This is a genomic window from Variovorax sp. ISS6 (assembly GCF_056523145.1).
Genome location: NZ_JAWRZC010000001.1, coordinates 2,996,972 through 3,015,838, shown reverse-complemented (window position 1 = coordinate 3,015,838; position 18,867 = coordinate 2,996,972). Strand labels below are relative to the sequence as shown.

Genomic DNA, 18,867 nt, shown 5'->3' with positions numbered 1-18,867 from the left:
GCATGAAATTCGATCCCCTGCCATCGCAGTGCCTCGTCGACCAATCGCTGGAGATCCGCCTGCGCGGTCTCGCACCCGGCGAGCGCGTCGCGCTCCAACTGAGCAGCCGCTTCGGACACGAGGTGCTGCAGTCCGAAGCCTTCTTCGTGGCCGATGCCAACGGCGCGGTCGATGCCACGCGCCAGTCGCCGGTCGCGGGCAGCTACCAAGGCGTCGACGCGATGGGCCTGTTCTGGTCGCGTGCGCCGGTACCGCCCGAGCGCGTCGGCGGCATCGCGGGACTGAGCGACGATCCGCTGACCGCCACGCTGCGCGCGGTGCGCGGCAACGACGAGGCGTCGATCGCGGCCTCGATCCGCCGCGTGTATGTCGGCGACGGCGTGCGCCAAAAGGAGGTCAGGGAACGCGGCCTGGTCGGCCGGTTGTTCGAACCCGCGGGCGCGGGTCCGCATCCGGCCGTGCTCGTGCTCGGCGGATCGAACGGCGGCCTGGCGTGGTCGCAGGAGATGGCCGCGCTGCTCGCCTCGCATGGCTTCGCCGCGCTGGCGCTGGCCTACTTCGCGGCCGAGGGCCTGCCGCCCACGCTCGACCGCATTCCGCTCGAGTACTTCGGCACGGCGCTCGAATGGCTGGCCGAACAGCCCGGCGTGCGGGCCGACCGCATCGGCACCGTGGGCGTGTCGCGCGGCGGCGAACTCGCGCTGCTGCTCGGCGCGCACTTTCCCGTTATCGGCTGCGTGATCGGCTATGTGCCCAGCGGCATCGTATGGCCCGCCTATCCGGCGAGCGGCCATGGCGCATGGACGCTGGGCGGCCAGGAGATCGCTTCCGCCTCGACGCTCACGCATGCGCAGTGGGACGAAGCCGTCGCCAACGGCCTTGCGCGAGAAGACAGCTTCGACTGGTACCTGATCCCGCTGCGCGATCCCGCGCTGCTGGAGCGAAGCTCGATCAAGGTCGAGAAGATCAACGGCCCGGTGCTGCTGATCTCGGGCGAGGCCGATGGCCTGTGGCCCTCGACCGATCTCGCCGACTTCGCGCTGCAACGCCTGCTCGAGAAAAGATTTCCGCACCGCGCCGAGCACCTGAGCTACCCGCGCGCCGGCCATTCGATCGCGTGGCCGAACGCGCCGACCACCATGACGCGCTCGGTCCATGCGATATCCGGCGAAACGATGGACATGGGCGGCACGCCCGAGGGCAATGCGCGGGCGCGCAGTGCATCGTGGCCACGCATGCTCGCCTTCTTGCGTGGTGCACTGCAGCGCTGAAACCGCCCCCGGATTTCCGTCGCTCTACCACGATTTTTCGGACGGAACCGCGGGGTGGCGCAGTCTTTTTTGCACGCCCGCGCACCCCTGCCTATTCAACAGGCAATGTGGCGGGAAGCCCCGCCAATCCTCGCTTCGCGAATCCGCTCCCCGCACAACCCACAGAGTTGTCCACAGAAAAATCGAACAAGTCATCAAACCGACTTGGCCGCGACATATCCCTTGAACATTTCCCGCAGGCGGGTCTTGAGCAACTTTCCGGTGGCCGTATGCGGCAGGCTGTCGACGAAGACCACATCCTCGGGCAGCCACCACTTGACAACGCGCTGCGCGAGGAAATCGCGCAGCTGCGAAGCGGTCACTTCGCTGCCGGGCCGCTTCACCACGATGAGCAGCGGCCGCTCGGTCCACTTCGGATGCGGAATGCCGATGACCGCGGCCTCGGCCACCGCCGGATGGGCGCTGGCCGCGTTCTCGAGGTCGATCGACGAGATCCATTCGCCGCCCGACTTGATCACGTCCTTCGCGCGGTCGACCAGCTGCACATAGCCGTCGGCATCGATGGTGGCCACGTCGCCGGTCGGGAAGAAGCCCTCGGCATCGAGCACGCTGCCGCCCTCGCCGCGGAAATAGCCGCTCGCGATCCACGGCCCGCGCACATGCAGGTGGCCGAAGGCCTTGCCGTCGTGCGGCAGGCGCCGGCCGTCCTCGCCGACGATCTTGAGCGCCACGCCCCAGACGCCGCGGCCCTGCTTCATCTTGATGCCGATCTTCTCGTCCTCGCTCAAGGCCGCATGCTTGGGCAGCAGGTTGCCGATCACGCCGATCGGGCTGGTCTCCGTCATGCCCCAGCCCTGCACGAAGTCGGCGCCGAAGTCGCGCTCGAAGCGCTCGATCATGCTGCGCGGCGTGGCGGCGCCGCCGAGGCCGATGCGCTTGAGGCCCAGCGCGCGCGGATCGAGTTCGGGATGGGCATCGAAGTACTGGAACAGCATCAGCCACACGGTGGGCACGGCCTGCGAGATGCTGACCTTCTCGTCGCGCATCAGCTCGTAGAGGTTCTGCGCGTCGAGATGCGGGCCGGGCATCACCAGCTTGACGCCGGCCATCGCCGCCGCGTACGGCATGCCCCAGGCATTGGCATGGAACATCGGCACCGCGAGCAGCAAGGTCATGCCCGAGTTCACGCCGAAGGTGTCGGGCGTGCACTCCATCAGCGAGTGCAGCACGGTCGAGCGGTGCGAATAGAGCACGCCCTTGGGATTGCCCGTGGTGCCCGAGGTGTAGCACAGCGACGAGGCCGTGCGCTCGTCGAACTCGGGCCAGTCGTAGTCCTCGCCCTGCGCATCGATCAGCTCGTCGAAGCACAGCAGGTTCGGCACGTCGATAGCCGGCATGTGGGCGCGGTCGGTCATCGCGATGAAGGCGCGCACCGAGCGCAGGCCCGGCGCGAGCTTCTCGACCAGCGGCGCGAAGCTGGTGTCGAAGAACAGCACCTTGTCTTCGGCGTGGTTCACGATGTAGTCGATCTGCTCGGGAAAGAGCCGCGGGTTGACGGTGTGCAGCACCGCGCCCGCGCCCGACACGCCGAAGTACAGCGCCAGGTGCCGGTGCGTGTTCCAGGCCAGCGTGCCCACGCGGTCGCCGGGGGCGATGCCGAGCTGCGCCATCGCGTGGGCCACCTGCTTCGCGCGCCGGTGCACCGCGCCGTAGTCGGTGCGCACGATCGGTCCTTCGACGCTGCGCACCACGATCTCGGTGTGCGGGTGGAAGGTGGCGGCATGCTCGATCAGCGACGAGATCAAGAGCGGGCGGTCCTGCATCAATCCGAACATGGGTGTCTCCTTTTCTGCCGGGATTCGGGGAGGCGGACATCCGGACGCAGAGGACGCGAAGGTTTCGCGAAGGACGCGAAAAAACAGCCGAAATGATGGGGCCGTGCTTCGGCGGCCATTGCACCCCGAACAAGGCCCGCAAGGCCATGAGCGGTTGCCCAACGGCAGCCCACCTTTTGGGGTTTCCTTTGGCGTCCTTCGCGAAACCTTCGCGTCCTCTGCGTCCGGTATCCGCTTTCTCTCGCGCCTCAGAGCCGCTCGACGATCGTCACGTTCGCCATGCCGCCACCCTCGCACATGGTCTGCAGCCCGTAGCGCTTGCCGCGCTGGCCCAGCGCATGCACCAGCGTGGTCATGAGCTTGGTGCCCGAGGCGCCCAGCGGATGGCCGAGCGCGATGGCGCCGCCGTGGACGTTGAGCCGCTCGGGATCGGCGCCCGTCACCTGCAGCCAGGCCAGCGGCACCGGCGCGAAGGCCTCGTTGACCTCGAACAGGTCGATGTCGGAGATCTTCATGCCGGCCTTCTGCAGCGCGCGCTGCGTGGCCGGGATCGGTGCCTCGAGCATGATCACCGGGTCGTGGCCCATCACGCTCATGTGGTGGATGCGCGCGAGCGGCTTCAGGCCGAAGGTCTTGAGGCCGCGCTCGTTGACCACCATCACGCCGCTGGCACCGTCGCAGATCTGGCTCGCGGTCGCGGCCGTCACGCGCCCGCCCTCGGCGATCAGCTTGACCGCGCCGATGCTCTCGAGCGTCGCGTCGCCGCGGATGCCCTCGTCGGCCAGGTGCATCTCGCCGGGCTCGCTGCCATCGGCCAGCCGCACCGCCACCGGCACGATCTCGCGCTCGAAGTGACCAGCGCGCGTGGCCGCGGCCGCGAGCTGGTGGCTGCGCAGCGCATAGGCATCGAGCTCGGCGCGCGCGATGCCGTAGTTGGCGGCGATCATCTCGGCGCCCGTGAACTGGCTGAACTCGACGCCGGGATAGCGCTTCTGCATGCCGGGGCTGACATAGAAGCCCAGGCCGTTCTTCAGCGGCAAGGTGGTCGGCAGGCCCATGGGCACGCGCGTCATGCTCTCGACGCCGGCCGCGATCGCGACGTCCATGCTGCCCGACATCACGGCCTGGGCCGCGAAATGCAGCGCCTGCTGCGACGAGCCGCACTGGCGGTCGACCGAGGTGGCCGGCACCGACTCGGGCAGGCGCGAGGCCAGCACCGCGTTGCGCGCGATGTTCGAGGACTGCTCGCCGGCCTGGCCGACGCAGCCCATGATGACGTCCTCGATGGCGGCGGGATCGACGTCGGTGCGCGCGACCAGCGCGTCGAGCACCTGCGCGGCGAGGTCGGCGGGATGCCAGCCGGCCAGGCGGCCGTTGCGGCGGCCTCCAGCGGTGCGGGCGGCGGCGACGATATAGGCTTCGGGCATGGGTTCTCCTGGGGCTGGGTGTGACTCGGGGAATTGTTGGCCCCCAGGATGCGGCGGGCGTCGTCGGATCGGACGATTTTGGGCGCGGCTCAGCGGTGGCGGAACACCGGTTCGCGCCGGGCGAGAAAGGCCCGCATGCCCTCGCGCGCATCCTCGGTCGCGAAGCGCGCATGCAGCTGCCGGCGCTCGAACAGGATGCCCTCGGACAGCGAGGACTCCCAGGCACGGTTGACCGACTCCTTGATCGCGACCAGCGCCGGCAGCGAGAAGCCGGCGATGCGCGTGGCCAGCGAAAGCGCCTCGTCCAGCAGCGAGGCGGAAGGCACGACGCGCGACACCAGCCCGTACCTGTCGGCCTCGTGCGCATCGAGCACGCGCGCGCCCAGGCACATCTCCATCGCCTTGGCCTTGCCGATGGCGCGCGGCAGCCGCTGCGTGCCGCCCGCGCCCGGCAGCATCGCCAGCCTGACCTCGGGCAGCGCGAAGCGCGCCGACTCGGCCGCCAGCACGATGTCGCAGGCCAGCGCGAGCTCGCAGCCGCCCCCATAGGCGAAGCCGGCCACCGCGGCAATCACGGGCTTGCGCACCCGGCGGATGGTTTCCCAGTTGCGCGTGATGAACTCCCGGGCGACCACTTCGGCATGGTCCCATTCGGCCATGGCCGCGATGTCGGCCCCGGCCGCGAAGGCGCGCTCGTCGCCCGTCAGCACGATGGCACCGATGCCGGCATCTGCATCGAAGGCCAGCAGCGCGGTGCCGAGCGCGTCCATCAGCGCGTCGTTCAGCGCGTTCATCTGCCGCGGGCGGTTCAGCGTCACGACGCCGACGCGGCCCTCGGCGCGCACGAGGATGGGCACTTCCTGCTGAATGGCCATGCGGGCTCGCTCCTGTCAGTCGACCACGATCTTCTGCCGGGCGATCAGCGCGGACAGCACCGCGCCCTCCTCGGCCAGCAGCTTGCGGAACTCGGGCGTGTCCATCGCCACCGGCTCCGCGCCCAGGTCGGCATAGCGCGACTTCAGCGCGGGCTGCGCGAGCGCCTTGCCGATCTCGCGGCTCATGCGCGCCAGCACCTCGGGCGGCGTGCCGTTGGGCGCCCACATGCCGAACCAGATGTCGAGGTCGGCGCCCGGGAAGCCCTGCTCGCTGATGGTCGGCACCTCGGGGAAGAAGGGCGAGCGCTTGGCGCTCACGATGCCCAGCAGCTTGGCCTTGCCGGTGCGGATGTGCGGGAAGGCGATGCCCGGGTCGCAGACGAAGTCGGCCTGGCCCGAGAGCACGTCCTGCAGCGCGGGCGCGGCGCCGCGGTACGGCACGTGGGTGGCCGAGACCGCGGTGGCCTGCTTGAACAGCTCGCAGGCCAGGTGCGGCGGCGTGCCGGTGCCGGCCGAGGCGTACGAGAAGGTGCCGGGCTTGGCGCGCGCCAGCGCGACCAGTTCGCGCGCATCCTTCGCGTTCATCTGCGGCTTGGCCACCAGGTACATCTGGGTGCGGCCCACGGTCGCCACCGGCGACAGGTCGCGCGAGGGCAGCAGGGTCGACTTGAACAGCGACGGGTTCGCGGTCTCGACCGAGGTCGGCGCGATCAGGAAGGTGTGGCCGTCGGGTGCGGCACGCACCACCTCGGCGGCCGAGATGTTGCCGCTGGCGCCGGGCTTGTTGTCGATCAGCACGGTCTGGCCCAGCGACTCGGTCAGCGACTGCGCGAGGATGCGCGCCATCACGTCGGTGCTGCCGCCGGGCGCGAAGCCCACGACCACGCGGATCGGCTTGCCGGGCCAGGCCGCGGGCGACTGCGCGAAGGCGGCGCCCGCGAGCGCGAGGCAGCCGAGCGCGATGAAGGCCCGGCGCAGGCGCGCCGGGGCCGGGAACGAAATGGCCATGTCTTGTCTCCGTTGTGTTTTGGGGGGTGCTGTCGTTCTCGGGTCCGCGCCGGGCTCAGCCCGCCGTGCCCGCCTCGTTCGCCTCTTCCGCGCGCAACAGCTCGCGCAACTTGAATTTCTGGATCTTTCCCGAGGGCGTCGAGGGCATGGTCTCGCGCAGCACCAGCCGCTCGGGGATGTACTGCAGCGCCACCTTCTGCGCCTTGAGGAAGTCCGAGATCGACGGCAGGTCGACCTGGCAGCCGGGCCGCGGCACCACCACCGCGCAGGCGCGTTCGCCCAGGCGCTCGTCGGGATAGGCCACGATCGCGGCCATCGCGATGTCGGGGTGGCGGTAGAGCAGCGACTCGATCTCGACCACCGGGATGTTCTCGCCGCCGCGGATGATCACGTCCTTGGTGCGGCCCGCGATGCGCACATAGCCGCGCTCGTCGATGCGCGCGAGGTCGCCGGTGTCGAACCAGTCGTCGGCATCGGTGCCGTTGAGCTGCGGGCGCTTCAGGTAGCCGCCGAAGTTGGAACAGGCGCGCAGCAGCAGCCGGCCCACCTCGCCCGGAGGCAGGCGCTGGCCGTCGACGTCGACCACCTGGATCTCCACGCCGGGCAGCGGGCAGCCGTCGGTCTGGATCGAGCGCTCGTCGTCGTCGTCCAGCCGCGTCAGCGTGACCGCGCCGTTCTCGCTCATGCCCCAGGCCGAGACGATCTTGGCGCCGAGCGCGCGCCGCGCCTGCTCGACCAGCGCGCCCGGGATCGGCGCGCCCGCGCAGAGAAAGACCTTCAGCGACGGCACCTCGGTGCCGGTCTCGGCCACCGTCTTCGCGAGGTCCGAGAGAAAGGGCGTGGACGCCATCGTGAAGCTCGCGCGCTCGGCGTTGATCGCGGCGATGGCCTGCTTCGGGTCCCAGATGTCCTGCAGCACGGCCGAGGCGCCGAGCATGATCGGCATCATCAGCCCATACATGAAGCCGGTCTGGTGCGCCATCGGCGAGGCCATCAGCACCACGTCGTCCGCGCCCAGGCCCAGGCGCTGCGCGTAAGGCACGATGTTGGCCATGGTGGTGTTGGCCGAGTGCATCACGCCCTTGGGCTCGCCGGTGGTGCCCGAGGTGTAGATCAGCTGCGTGATGTCGTCGGGCCCGGGCCGGCCGCGCGAGAGGATCGCGGCGGCGTCGGGCGCGTCTTCCCAGGCCGGTCCCGAGAGCAGGGCATCGAAGCTGTCCGGCCCCGCGCCGCCCACGATCACCACCTGCCGCAGCGCGGGCAACTCGGGCTGCAGGCCCGTGACCATGGCCTCGAAGTCGAAGCCGCGGAAGCGCGCCGGCGCGATCATCACCTTGGCCGCGCCGTGCTTCAGCATGAACGAGAGCTCGCGCTCGCGGAAGATGTGCATCAGCGGATTGATCACCGCGCCGATGCGCGAGCAGGCCAGGTAGGTCAGCGTGAACTGCCACCAGTTGGGCAGCTGGCAGGCCACCACGTCGTCGCGCCCCACGCCCAGGCGCGACAGGCCCACCGCGATGCGGTCGGCCATGCGGCCGAGCTCGCGGTAGCTGAAGCGCTGGATGGAACCGTCCTCGATGCGCATCGCGCTCAGCGCCAACTTGTCGGGCGTGGCCGCGATGCAGGCATCGAGCGCGTCGTTGATGGTGCGCTCGTGCCACAGGCCCTCGGCGATCATGCGCGCGCGGCGCGGCGGCAGCAGTACGGCGTCGAATTCCATGATGTCGTGTCTCCTCGTTGTCGTGCGAAACCGGGGCAAGACCAGGCTCAGGCCGGCACGGCCGAGCGCCCGGCGCGCGTGCGCGCCACGATGGTCTTCATGATCTGGGCCGTGCCGTCGCCGATCTGGAAGCCCAGCACGTCGCGCAGCCGCTGCTCCATCGGCCCGCGGTCGTAGCCGCCATGGCCGAACATCAGCAGGCACTGATGAATGGCGTCGTAGGCCAGCTTCGGCGCCCACCACTTGCACATGGCGGCCTCGGCCGTATGCGGCGCGCCGCGGTCCTTGAGCCACAGCGTCTGCAGGCACAGCAGGCGCGCGGCCTCGACCTGGGTGTCGAAGTCGGCGAGCGGATGCGACACGCCCTGGAAGGCCGACAGCGGCTTGCCGAAGGCCTCGCGCTGCGCCACGTAGTCCCAGGTCTCCTCGAGCGCCACGCGCGCCACCGCCAGCACCTGCAGGCCGATCAGCGCGCGCGAGAAGTCGAAGCCCTGCATCACCTGCACGAAGCCCTTGTTCTCCTCGCCCAGGCGATGGTCGAGCGGCACGCGCACGTTCTCGAAGAACAGCGAGCCGCGGCCGATGGCGCGCTGGCCGTGGCAGTCGAAGCGGTTGCGCGTGAGGCCGGGCGCATCGGCGGGCACCAGCAGCGCGGTCACGCCGTGCGCGCCCGATTCCACCGGGCCGGTGCGGCCGAACACCACCACCGCGTCGGCCTGGTCGGCCGCCGAGATCGAGGTCTTCTCGCCGTTGATCACGTAGTGGTCGCCCGCGCGCTCCACGCGCAGCCGCAGGTTGGCCGCGTCCGAACCGCCGCGCGGCTCGGTCAGCGCGATCGCGAGCAGCGCCTCGCCGCGCGTGAGCTTCCGCAGCCACGGTCCCGCCACCTCGGGGCGGCCGTGCTCGGCGAGGATCTGGCCGTTGAGCGAGGCCAGCAGGTTGATGTAGCTCAGGCTCAGGTCGGCGCGCGCGATCTCCTCGTGGATCACGCCGGCCGCGAGGCAGCCCATGCCCTGGCCGCCGTGTTCCTCGGCGAGCTCGGGCGCGATGAAGCCCATCTCGCCCATCTCGCGCATCAGCGCGCGGTCGAGCACGCGCGTGGCGTCGCGCTCGAGGAAGCCCGGCGCCACGCGGCCGGTGGCGAAGCGGCGCGCATGCTCGGCCAGCGCGGCGAGGTCGTCGTCGATGTAGGGGTTCATCGCGTTGCTCTTCGCTGCGCGGCTACTTCGCGTACTTGCGGAACTCGGGCTTGCGCCGTTCCTGCAGCGCCTTCACGCCCTCGCGCGACTCCTCGGTGTCGTAGTAGAGCTTGAGCGCGTACATGCCCATGCCCGCGATGCCGGCCTGGTGCGCGGTGTCGGCATTGAAGCTGCGCTTGGCGATCGCGATCGCCGTGGGGCTGCGCTCGCAGATCTCCTCGGCCCACTTCTGCACCTCGGCGTCGAGCTGCTCGTGCGGCACCACCGCGTTGGCCAGGCCCATGGCCACGGCCTCGGCGCCGCTGTAGCGGCGGTTCAAGTACCAGATCTCGCGCGCCTTCTTCTCGCCGACCACGCGCGCCAGGAAGGCGGTGCCGTAGCCCGGGTCGACCGAGCCCATCTTCGGGCCGACCTGGCCGAAGACGGCCTTCTCGGAGGCGATGGTGAGGTCGCAGATGGTGCACAGCACGTTGCCGCCGCCGATGGCGAAGCCCTGCACGCGCGCGATCACCGGCTTGGGGACGTTGCGGATCGCGTCGTGCAGCTCCTCCATCGGCAGGCCGATGGTGCCGCGGCCGTCGTAGTTGCCGTCGTGCGCCGACTGGTCGCCGCCGGTGCAGAAGGCCTTATCGCCGGCACCGGCCAGCACGATGGCGCCGACCTCGCGGTCGTAGCCCGCGCGGTTGAGCGCGCGGATGATCTCGTCGCAGGTCTGGCCGCGGAAGGCATTCATCTTCTCGGGCCGGTTGATGGTGATCCACGCCACGCGGTTGCGCACGTCGTAGAGGATGTCTTCGAACTGCATGTGTTGCTCCTTGGGAATCCGTGGGGGGGGCCTGGGTCAGCCGTTCATCGTCAGACCGCCCGAGACGCTGAGCACCTGGCCGGTGACGAAGGCCGCGTCGTCGCTCGCGAAGAACAGGATCGCGCCCGGCAGGTCGTCGGGCTGGCCGATGCGGCCCAGCGGGATGGAGCGCGTGAAGGCCTCCATCAGCTTCTCGGGATTGCCCGCGCCTTCCTTGTAGTCGGCGAACAGCGCGGTGTCGGTCGGGCCCGGGCACACCACGTTCGCGGTGATGCCGTGGCGCGCATGCTCGCGCGCGATGGTCTTGGTGAACGCGACCAGGCCGCCCTTGCAGGCCGCGTACACGGCCTCGCCCGAGGAGCCCACGCGCGCCGCGTCCGAGGCGATGTTGACGATGCGGCCCGCCTTGCGCGCCGCCATGCCCGGCAGCACCGCGTGGTGCATGTGCAGCGCGCCCGTGAGGTTGATGGCGATCAGCTTCTCCCACTGCGCGGGCTCGGTCTTCGTGAAGGGCCGGAACACGTCCCAGCCCGCGTTGTTGACCAGCACGTCGATCGCGCCGAAGCGCTCGAGCACCGCGGCCACCGCGGCATCGACGCTCGCGCGCTCGGTGATGTCGCAACGCAGCGCGAGCGCGCGGCCGCCCTCGGCCTCGATGCGCGCGGCGACCGTTTCGGCGGCGCCGGGGTTCAGGTCGAGCACCGCCACCCGCGCGCCTTCGCGCGCGAAACGGCGGCAGGTCGCGCCGCCGATGCCGCCACCGCCGCCGGTGACGACCACTGTCTTGTCTTCGAATCGTTGCATCAGGTTCTCCTTGGATCCGCGGGCTTGCTATCGTTGGCCGGTCGCGCCGGCTTCGAATCGGCATTTAGGTAAAGATGTTGACGTATTATGCGTTGGCATAGCTTCGCCGTGCAACCCAGTTCACGAAGATATCTATGGTTTCCCCTAACAAAAATGACGCCTCCGCCCGCATGGCGCTGGCCAACAGGGTTTTCTTCCGTCTCTACCAATGTGCCAACATGTTGCATAAAACAGGCACCCGCGCGGTCGAGAACGAAGGCCTGACCACGCAGCAATGGGCGGTGCTCGGCGCGTTGTCGCGCGACGAGGCGAAGGGGGGGATGAGCGTGGGCGACCTGGCGCGCTACCTGAAGGTGAGCCGGCAGAACCTCTCGGGCCTGCTGAGCCGCATGGAGCGCGACGGCCATGTGAAGACCGCGCCCGACGGGCGCGACCGGCGCTCACGCCTGGTGACGATGAGCGAGTCGGGACAGCATGTGTGGGTGGTCGAGGCGCAGCCGAAGATCTACGCCTACTACGAGCAGGTGCTCGAGGGCTTCTCGGTCAACGACGTGACCCACACCCTGCACTACCTGCTGAAGATCCTCGACAACATGCAGAAGGTGGACGACCGGCAGGGCGGGGCCGAGGAGCCGGCGGAGTAAGACTGCGCCAGCGCCGCACGCCTATCCGGGGATCGACGGCACCGCGTTGGACGAATGCCTCGGGCTCGGCTGGCGCGAGGAGACATACAACCCCAGCACGACCAGCACGCCGCCGGCAACGGCCCAGCCGGTCGGCACCTCGCGCAGCAGGACGAAGGCGAAGGCACCCGCAAACAGCGGCTCGGCGAGCTCGAGCGTCTGCACCTGCCCCGGCGCGATGCATTGGATGGCACGCGTGGTGCAGACGAAACCCAGGACGGTCGGAAACACGGCCAGCAGCACGAGCGCGCCGACGGCCGACGCACGCCACTCCACGCGCGCGAGCGCATCGAACTGCACCATCGCCGCCAGGTAGAGCGACCCGAACAGCAGCAGTCGGGCGGTGAGCGCGAATCCGCCGGGCAGGCCGAACTTCTTCACCAACACGGAGAACACGCCATAGCCGGTGCCGGCGAGCGCCGCGAGCAGCAGGCCACGAGGGCTCTGGGCGACACTCACGCCGGCGACCATCCCCACGCCCAGCAGCGCGATGCCCAGTCCGATCCATTGGAAGCGACCGGGCCTGTCGCCCAGCAGCGGCCAGCCCAGCACGATCGCTGACAAGGCCGCAAAGGCCATCAAGGTCACGACCACGTTCGCCGTGGCCTCGTGCGCGTAGGCGGCGGTCTCGAAGTAGAACAGCACGAAGATCCCGAAGAACGCGCAGGCCGCTGCCTGCCACCACTTGCCGCGCCACCCGGAACGCAAGCCTGCCAGCCCGATCGCGCCCACCACGACGAATCCGATGAGGGTCTTGAGCGCCGCGATGGCATCGGCCTGCAATCCCGTCGCCACCACGAACTTGGTCAGGACGCCGATCGTTGCATTGAGCGCCGCGGCGGCGAGCGCGTAGAGCACGCCCTTGTGGAACTCACGCATGGAAGGCTCCGGACGGCGCAATCCGATGCGCTGTCGCCACGCGGTCGCGTGGCATTCGAGGATGAAGACGAAGGGGCAACTGAAGTTCTCGCGGATGTCGGCGCGCCGCGGCGCCGGTGGCTGGCGCGCGAGCATAGGACAACCGGGAGCGACGCCCCGAGGCACCGAGGAATATTCGGGGGTTGGCGCGAAAAAGTCGGCGCCGACGCCTCCGCCTACCGCGGCGCCATGCGAATCGCCCCGTCGAGCCGCACGCTCTCGCCGTTGAAGTAGCCGTTGGTGATCATCAGCTCCGCCAGCGCCGCGTACTCGGCCGGGTTGCCCAGCCGCTTCGGGAACGGCACCGAGGCCGCCAGCGCGGCCTTCACGTTGTCGGGCGCGCCCTGCAACAGCGGCGTGTCGAAGATGCCCGGCAGGATGGTGTTGACGCGGATGCCCTCGCTCATGAGGTCGCGCGCGATCGGCAGGGTCATGCCGACGATGCCGGCCTTCGAGGCGGTGTAGGCCGCCTGCCCCATCTGGCCGTCCTGCGCGGCCACCGAGGCGGTGTTGACGATGGCGCCGCGCTCGCCGTCCTCGAGCATGTCGAGCGTGAGCATGCCGGCGGCCGACTTGGCGATGCAGCGGAAGGTGCCCACCAGGTTGATCTGGATGATGCGGTCGAAGTTGGCGAGCGGAAAGTGCTTGATCTCGCCCGTGGCCTTGTCGCGGCTCGCGGTCTTCACCGCATTGCCGGTGCCCGCGCAGTTGACCAGCACGCGCTCCTGGCCGTGCGCGGCGCGCGCGCGCTCGAAAGCCGCGTCGACCTGCGTCTCGGAGGTGACATCGACCTGGCAGAACACGCCGCCGATCTCGGCCGCGAGCGCCTCGCCCTGCGCCGCGTTGAGGTCGAACAGCGCGACCTTCACGCCATGGCCGGCCAGGCGCCGCGCGGTGGCCGCGCCGAGGCCGGAGGCGCCGCCGGTGACGACGGCGGCAATGCGGGAATCGAGTTGCATCTTCGGAGGTCCTTGCTGGATGGTTTGGCGCCGGCCAGTTTAGGAAGCAGAATCGACGCGGGCATCGTCGGAACCGACGGTATCCGCTTTCCCCCGCGGCGACCGCACGGCCCGCGCCCCACTCCGCCGTTCGCGATGTCGTCCGCTCCTTCCGCCCGCATCCTCGAGACCAAGCTCAGCCCTCCGGCCTTCGCCGCCACGCAGGTGCTGCGCGACGCGATCTGCGAACGCATCGCGGCCAGCGCGGTCAAGCTGGTGCTGGTGCGCGCGCCCGCGGGCTTCGGCAAGACCACCACCATGGCGCAGAGCCGCGAGCGCATCGAGGCGCGCGGCATCGCCACCGCCTGGATCACGCTGGACCGCGCCGACAACGACGTCTCGCGCTTCCTGGCCGGCCTCGGCGAGGCCGTGCTGCGCCTCGGCGTGGAGGAGCCGCGCGCGCGCACGCCCTTCGACGCGGTGGCCGCGCTGGCCGCGCACGACGCGCCCTTCGTGCTGTTCCTCGACGACTTCGAGGGCGTGCAGGAGCCCGCGGTGATCGGGCTGGTGCGCGAGATCGTCGAGCACCTGCCGCGTGGCGGCAAGCTGGTGATCGGCTCGCGCGGCCTGCCCGACCTCGGCGTGGGCCGGCTGCGCGCGCGCGGCCAGCTCGAGGAGATCGACACCGACCGGCTGCGCTTCAGCCTCGAGGAGACCGGCGCCTTCTTCGGCCTGCGGCCGCACGCCGGCGACGCCGCCGCGCAGGCCCTGCCGCACGAACTGCTCGCGCAGCTGCACCGCAAGACCGAGGGCTGGATCGCGGCGATCTGGTTGGCCTCGATGGCGCTCGAGCGCCATGGCAGCGCGACCGGCTTCGTCGAACGCTTCTCGGGCTCCGACCGCGCGGTGGCCGACTACCTGGCCGAGGACGTGCTCGCGCACCAGCCCGCCGAGGTGCGCGAGTTCCTGCTGCGCACCAGCATCCTGCGCCAGCTCGATGCCTCGGTGTGCCAGGCGCTCAACCCGCGCGCCGACAGCGCGGCCATCCTCGAGCGGCTGGCCGCGGCCAACCTGTTCCTGACGCCGGTGAACGGCGGCGCGGACGGCGACGGTGCCTGGCGCTACCACAGCCTGTTCGCCGACTTCCTGCGCGCCCAGCTGGCGCGCGAGATGCCCGGCGAGATCGCGCGGCTGCACCTCGCGGCCTCGGGCTGGTACGAATCGCAGCAGCGGCCGGTGCCCGCGATCGACCATGCGATCGAGGGCGGCGACCATCCGCATGCGCTGACCCTGCTCGACAGCTATGCCGGCCGCTTCCTCGAGCAGGGCCGCATGCGCATGCTCGCGCGCTGGTTCTCGGCCATTCCCGAGCATCAGCTGCGCGAGCATCCCGCGCTGCAGCCGATCGCGCTGTGGGCCACCTGCTTCACGCACGGCCCCTGGCAGGCGATGCAGCAGCTCGAAAGCTCGGGCTGCCTCGACAGCCCCACGCCCGCGGTGCGCGCGAGCGCGCAGACGCTGATCCCGCTGCTGCTGGCGATGCAGGACCGGCACGACGAGGCCTACGAGGCCGGCCGCCTGAGCCTGGCGCGGCTGCCCACCGGCCTGCCCTTCGCCGACAGCGTGCTGCTCAACGCGATGGCGCACATCCTCGCGGTGCGCGGCGACCAGCACGAGGCGCAGCGCCTGCTCGACGCCGCGCGGCGCCAGCAGGGCAGCAGCACCTTCAACCGCATGTACACCGAGTCGCTGGCCGGCCTGTTCGACCTGCAGGAAGGCCGGCTGCGCCAGGCCACCGCGCGCTTTCGCATGGCGGTCGATGCGACCCATGCGGTGTCGTACAACCACAGCCACGGCAATGCCTGGGCCGGTGTGCTCTATGCGGGTTCGGTCTACGAGTCGAACCAGCTGCTGCAGGCCGAGCACCTGCTCAACGTCTACCTGCCGCTGGCGCGCGACGTGGGCCTGCCCGACCACATGATCCTGAGCCACGCGATGCGCTCGCGCATCGCCTTCCATGCGGGCGACATCGATGCCGCCTTCCAGGCCCTGACCGAGCTCGAGTACCTGGGCCACCAGCGCCAGCTGCCGCGCGTGGTGGCCGGCGCCAAGCTCGAGCGCTCGCGCATGCTGCTGCTGCAGGGCAACGGTCCCGCCGCGCGCGACGAACTCGCGCGCGCCGACGACCCGGCCCTGTGGGCGCGCGAGAAGCTCCAGCGCCTGCCCGCGCACGAGCTCGACTACCTGACCCTGGCGCGCGCACGCTGGGAGATCGCCTTCGGCGACGCACGCGCGGCCCTCGACAGCATCGACGCCGAGCTGCATGCCGCCCTCGCCGTCGCGCGGCTGCGGCGCGTGCTCAAGCTGCGGCTGCTGCGTGCATTGGCACTGCAGCGCGCGGGCAGCCTGGCCGAGGCCATCGCCGAAGCCGCCGAGGTGCTCAAGACCGCGAGCCACGAGGGCTACATGCGGCTGATCCTCGACGAGGGCCCGGCCGCCGCGCTGCTGGTGCAGCGCTTCGCGCACGCGCTGCACGACAGCGCCACCGCGCGCGGCAGCAGCGACCCGATCCTCGGCGAGTACGTGCAGCGGCTGCTGCAGGCGGCCGGGCCGATGGCCCTGCCCGATGGCGGCGAGCCGGAGAACGCCGACGCCGCGGGCACCGACGGCCTCGCGGCCAGCGAGCCGCTGACGCGCAAGGAGATCCGCGTGCTGCAGCTGCTGGCCGAGGGCTATTCGAACGGCGCGATGGCCGAGAAGCTGTTCGTGTCGGACAGCACGGTGCGCACGCACCTGCGCAACATCAACATGAAGCTCGATGCGAAGAGCAGGACGCAGGCGGTGGCGATTGCACGGCGACTGGGAGTGATCCGGTAGGGAGCGCCCGAGGCGGTCCGCCAACGAGATTCCTGTATCTCGAGGAGAAACCCGCCATCACGAAGCACCCCCGGCCCGCAGCCGCCATCCATCGTCAGCGCAGCACCGCCACCCTGACGCGGCGCATGCCGTTGTAGGAATAGAGAATGATCGGCCCGTCGCGCAGGTCGCCCCGGTCATCGAAGGAGATTTCGCCCGTCACGCCAGTGAACGAGATCGCCTTGAGCTCCGGAAGGTACTTGGCCGGCTCGATCGAGCCCGCGTTGCGCATGGCCCGCGCCATCACCTGCACGGCATCGTAGACATGGGGTGAGAAGAGCTGAACCGGCGTGCCGAAACGCTGCGTTAACCGGTCCATGAACGCGCGCAGGGCCGGCTGGTATTTCTCCTCGGTGCCACCGGTTTCGGCGCACAGCACGGTGCTCCGCATCGCCTTGGCGCCGGCGAGCCGTGGCAATTCACCGGTACAGATGCCGTCGCTACCCATGAAGACAGGATTCAGGCCGGCTCCGTGAATCTGGCGCAACAATGGACCGGCAACCGTGTCCATGCCGCTATAGAAGACCAGATCGGGCTTCGAGGCGCGCAGCTTCGCGACCAGATCGCCAAGCTCCTCGCCGTCGTCCATCACCTGATCGCGGCGCAACACCGTGCCACCGGCCTGCAGCACGCCGGCCTCGAAGGCGTCGGCGACGTCGCTGCCGTAGTCCGAGCGGTCGTCGACCACTGCAATCCTCTGGCCCCTGGCCACCTCGACCGCATAGCGGCCCAGCAGTTCGCCGAGCCGATCGTCGTGCGCGATCACCCGGAACGCCGTGGCATAGCCCAGTTGGGTGTAGGGCGGTCTGCTGGCGCTTGGAGAGATCTGGACGATGCCCGCATCGTGGTAGATCTTCGCGGCCGGAATGGTGACGCTCGAAGTCAGATGCCCGACCACCCCGTTCACGCCCGCAGCCACCAGCGACAGTGCCGCGCGGGCGCCCATCTGCAGATCGGCGCCGTCGTCGCGGGCCACGAGTTCGAACCGGGCGCGCTTGGTACCGATGAGGAAACACTGCGCATTCAGGTCCTCGATGGCCAGCACGGCACCGTGCTCGTTGTCACGGCCGAGATGAGCCAGCGCGCCGGTCATCGGCGCGACGTGCCCGATCCTCACGGTCACCGAGCCTCCCGATCCGGGCCCGCAATTCGACGCCGCGGGCGTCTGGGCACCACTCCCCGCACACGCCAGCACGCCGGCGGCAGCCACCACACAGACACGGACCCAACGCTTCCCACCCACTCCCAGCAACATCCTGTTCTCCTCGCGGCCCATGGCCGCCGCGGATTCTAGAAGGCCGGGAGCGCCCGCTCACAACGCCCGCGAGATCACCTCCTTCATGATCTCGTTGGTCCCGCCATAGATCCGCTGCACCCGCGCATCCGCATACATGCGCGCCACCACGTACTCGTTCATGAAGCCATAGCCGCCGAACAGCTGCAGGCATTCGTCGACCACCCGGCCCTGCGCCTCCGAACCCCAGAGCTTGGCCATGGAGGCGGTGGCGGTGTCGAGCCTGCCGGCGACGAGGTCCTCGACGCAGCGGTCGATGAAGGCGCGGCCGACCTTGATCTGGGTCGCGATCTCGGCGAGCTTGAACTTGGTGTTCTGGAACTCGGCGATGGGCTTGCCGAAGGCCTTGCGGTCGCGCACGTAGTCGAGCGTGGCCTGGTAGGCGCCCTCCATGGTGGCGAGCGCGCTGACGCCGATGATGGTGCGCTCGTAGGGCAGGTCGCCCATGAGCTGGAAGAAGCCCTGCCCCTCGACGCCGCCGAGCACGGCATCGGCCGCCACGCGCACGTCGTCGAAGAAGAGCTCGGAGGTGTCCTGCGCCTTCATGCCGATCTTGTCGAGCACGCGGCCGACGCGGAAGCCCGCGCAGCCCTCGGTCTCGACGATCAGGATCGAGGTGCCCTTGGCGGCCTGCGCGGGATCGGTCTTGGCCACCACCAGCACCACGCCGGCGAGGAAGCCGTTGGTTATGAAGGTCTTGGAACCGTTGATGACGTAGCCGCCGTCCTTCTTCTCGGCGCGCGTGCGCACGCCCTGCAGGTCGGAGCCGGCGCCGGGCTCGGTCATGGCCACCGCGCCGACCAGTTCGCCGCGCGCCATGCGCGGCAGGTAGTGCTGCTTCTGCGCCTCGGTGCCGTGGTTGAGGAAGTAGTGCGCGACGATGCTGTGCACCGAGGTCGCCATGCCGCTCAGGCCGCGGCGCGCGGCTTCCTCGTAGAACACGGCCTCGTGGCGGAAGTCGCCGCCGGCGCCGCCGTATTCTTCCGGGATGTCGGCGCACAGCAGGCCGAGGGCGCCGGCCTTGCGCCAGATCTCGTGGCCGACGTGGCCGCGCTTGCGCGCCTCCTCGTCGTGCGGAACCATCTCGGCCTCGATGAAGCGCACCACGGTGTCGCGGTAGCGCTCCAGGTCCTCATCGCTCCAGGAGCGGCGAAAGTCGATCGTCATGTTCGGC

At 69.9% G+C, this 18,867-nt stretch carries 15 protein-coding genes; 3 read left to right on the top strand and 12 right to left on the bottom strand.

Going from position 1 to position 18,867, the window contains the following annotated elements; translation table 11 throughout:
• Nucleotides 1–2 precede the first annotated feature (2 nt).
• Entirely contained in the window at nt 3–1,271 is a 1,269-nt protein-coding gene (locus AC1HIL_RS13725) for an acyl-CoA thioesterase/bile acid-CoA:amino acid N-acyltransferase family protein (protein WP_479671998.1), read from the top strand.
• Between the two features lie 194 nt (nt 1,272–1,465).
• Here AC1HIL_RS13725 and AC1HIL_RS13720 read toward each other — a convergent pair whose 3' ends face one another.
• The 8 genes from AC1HIL_RS13720 to badH form a co-directional block, all read right to left on the bottom strand.
• Complete coding sequence (locus AC1HIL_RS13720; RefSeq protein ID WP_479671997.1) at nt 1,466–3,106, bottom strand: long-chain-fatty-acid--CoA ligase; 1,641 nt, start codon at nt 3,104–3,106, stop codon at nt 1,466–1,468.
• Between the two features lie 248 nt (nt 3,107–3,354).
• Nucleotides 3,355–4,533 carry an acetyl-CoA C-acetyltransferase gene (locus tag AC1HIL_RS13715; protein ID WP_208508608.1) on the bottom strand — a complete coding sequence of 393 codons (1,179 nt, stop codon included), beginning with the start codon at nt 4,531–4,533 and terminating at the stop codon, nt 3,355–3,357.
• A gap of 89 nt (nt 4,534–4,622) precedes the next feature.
• Entirely contained in the window at nt 4,623–5,408 is a 786-nt protein-coding gene (locus tag AC1HIL_RS13710) for an enoyl-CoA hydratase-related protein (RefSeq protein ID WP_479671996.1), read from the bottom strand.
• Between the two features lie 15 nt (nt 5,409–5,423).
• Complete coding sequence (locus AC1HIL_RS13705) at nt 5,424–6,416, bottom strand: Bug family tripartite tricarboxylate transporter substrate binding protein (RefSeq protein WP_479671995.1); 993 nt, start codon at nt 6,414–6,416, stop codon at nt 5,424–5,426.
• A 55-nt stretch (nt 6,417–6,471) separates the two neighbouring features.
• Nucleotides 6,472–8,136, bottom strand: a complete 1,665-nt coding sequence (gene aliA, locus AC1HIL_RS13700) for a cyclohexanecarboxylate-CoA ligase (RefSeq protein ID WP_479671994.1) — start codon at nt 8,134–8,136, stop codon at nt 6,472–6,474.
• Nucleotides 8,137–8,183: 47 nt separating this feature from the next.
• Complete coding sequence (aliB, locus tag AC1HIL_RS13695; RefSeq protein WP_479671993.1) at nt 8,184–9,335, bottom strand: cyclohexanecarboxyl-CoA dehydrogenase; 1,152 nt, start codon at nt 9,333–9,335, stop codon at nt 8,184–8,186.
• 22 nt (nt 9,336–9,357) lie between these two features.
• The gene (badI, locus tag AC1HIL_RS13690; RefSeq protein ID WP_479671992.1) at nt 9,358–10,140 is read right to left on the bottom strand and encodes a 2-ketocyclohexanecarboxyl-CoA hydrolase; all 783 of its coding nucleotides are present in this window, start codon (nt 10,138–10,140) and stop codon (nt 9,358–9,360) included.
• A gap of 36 nt (nt 10,141–10,176) precedes the next feature.
• On the bottom strand, nt 10,177–10,944 hold the full coding sequence (badH, locus tag AC1HIL_RS13685) for a 2-hydroxycyclohexanecarboxyl-CoA dehydrogenase (RefSeq protein WP_209541101.1): 768 nt from the start codon (nt 10,942–10,944) through the stop codon (nt 10,177–10,179).
• 134 nt (nt 10,945–11,078) lie between these two features.
• Here badH and AC1HIL_RS13680 point away from each other — a divergent pair, with 134 nt between their 5' ends.
• A complete protein-coding gene (locus tag AC1HIL_RS13680) occupies nt 11,079–11,588 on the top strand; it encodes a MarR family winged helix-turn-helix transcriptional regulator (RefSeq protein WP_479671991.1) in 510 nt (169 codons plus the stop codon).
• Nucleotides 11,589–11,609: 21 nt separating this feature from the next.
• Here the strand turns inward: AC1HIL_RS13680 and AC1HIL_RS13675 are convergent, their stop codons facing one another.
• Entirely contained in the window at nt 11,610–12,641 is a 1,032-nt protein-coding gene (locus AC1HIL_RS13675; protein WP_479671990.1) for a DMT family transporter, read from the bottom strand.
• An 80-nt stretch (nt 12,642–12,721) separates the two neighbouring features.
• Nucleotides 12,722–13,504: an SDR family NAD(P)-dependent oxidoreductase gene (locus AC1HIL_RS13670; RefSeq protein WP_057589659.1), complete on the bottom strand. Its 783-nt coding sequence runs from the start codon at nt 13,502–13,504 to the stop codon at nt 12,722–12,724.
• A gap of 135 nt (nt 13,505–13,639) precedes the next feature.
• On the opposite strand from AC1HIL_RS13670, the gene AC1HIL_RS13665 reads away from it, so the two are divergent.
• Complete coding sequence (locus AC1HIL_RS13665) at nt 13,640–16,360, top strand: winged helix-turn-helix domain-containing protein (protein WP_479671989.1); 2,721 nt, start codon at nt 13,640–13,642, stop codon at nt 16,358–16,360.
• A 94-nt stretch (nt 16,361–16,454) separates the two neighbouring features.
• Here AC1HIL_RS13665 and AC1HIL_RS13660 read toward each other — a convergent pair whose 3' ends face one another.
• Nucleotides 16,455–17,654: a branched-chain amino acid ABC transporter substrate-binding protein gene (locus AC1HIL_RS13660; RefSeq protein WP_479672792.1), complete on the bottom strand. Its 1,200-nt coding sequence runs from the start codon at nt 17,652–17,654 to the stop codon at nt 16,455–16,457.
• A gap of 57 nt (nt 17,655–17,711) precedes the next feature.
• Nucleotides 17,712–18,860 carry an acyl-CoA dehydrogenase family protein gene (locus AC1HIL_RS13655; RefSeq protein ID WP_093343300.1) on the bottom strand — a complete coding sequence of 383 codons (1,149 nt, stop codon included), beginning with the start codon at nt 18,858–18,860 and terminating at the stop codon, nt 17,712–17,714.
• Nucleotides 18,861–18,867 lie beyond the last annotated feature (7 nt).

Bases quoted from the DNA above. Each gene is read 5' to 3' on its own strand.
- AC1HIL_RS13725 (WP_479671998.1), top strand. From the start codon at position 3: ATGAAATTCGATCCCCTGCCATCGCAGTGCCTCGTCGACCAATCGCTG.
- AC1HIL_RS13720 (WP_479671997.1), bottom strand. From the start codon at position 3,106: ATGTTCGGATTGATGCAGGACCGCCCGCTCTTGATCTCGTCGCTGATC.
- AC1HIL_RS13715 (WP_208508608.1), bottom strand. From the start codon at position 4,533: ATGCCCGAAGCCTATATCGTCGCCGCCGCCCGCACCGCTGGAGGCCGC.
- AC1HIL_RS13710 (WP_479671996.1), bottom strand. From the start codon at position 5,408: ATGGCCATTCAGCAGGAAGTGCCCATCCTCGTGCGCGCCGAGGGCCGC.
- AC1HIL_RS13705 (WP_479671995.1), bottom strand. From the start codon at position 6,416: ATGGCCATTTCGTTCCCGGCCCCGGCGCGCCTGCGCCGGGCCTTCATC.
- aliA (WP_479671994.1), bottom strand. From the start codon at position 8,136: ATGGAATTCGACGCCGTACTGCTGCCGCCGCGCCGCGCGCGCATGATC.
- aliB (WP_479671993.1), bottom strand. From the start codon at position 9,335: ATGAACCCCTACATCGACGACGACCTCGCCGCGCTGGCCGAGCATGCG.
- badI (WP_479671992.1), bottom strand. From the start codon at position 10,140: ATGCAGTTCGAAGACATCCTCTACGACGTGCGCAACCGCGTGGCGTGG.
- badH (WP_209541101.1), bottom strand. From the start codon at position 10,944: ATGCAACGATTCGAAGACAAGACAGTGGTCGTCACCGGCGGCGGTGGC.
- AC1HIL_RS13680 (WP_479671991.1), top strand. From the start codon at position 11,079: ATGGTTTCCCCTAACAAAAATGACGCCTCCGCCCGCATGGCGCTGGCC.
- AC1HIL_RS13675 (WP_479671990.1), bottom strand. From the start codon at position 12,641: ATGCTCGCGCGCCAGCCACCGGCGCCGCGGCGCGCCGACATCCGCGAG.
- AC1HIL_RS13670 (WP_057589659.1), bottom strand. From the start codon at position 13,504: ATGCAACTCGATTCCCGCATTGCCGCCGTCGTCACCGGCGGCGCCTCC.
- AC1HIL_RS13665 (WP_479671989.1), top strand. From the start codon at position 13,640: ATGTCGTCCGCTCCTTCCGCCCGCATCCTCGAGACCAAGCTCAGCCCT.
- AC1HIL_RS13660 (WP_479672792.1), bottom strand. From the start codon at position 17,654: ATGTTGCTGGGAGTGGGTGGGAAGCGTTGGGTCCGTGTCTGTGTGGTG.
- AC1HIL_RS13655 (WP_093343300.1), bottom strand. From the start codon at position 18,860: ATGACGATCGACTTTCGCCGCTCCTGGAGCGATGAGGACCTGGAGCGC.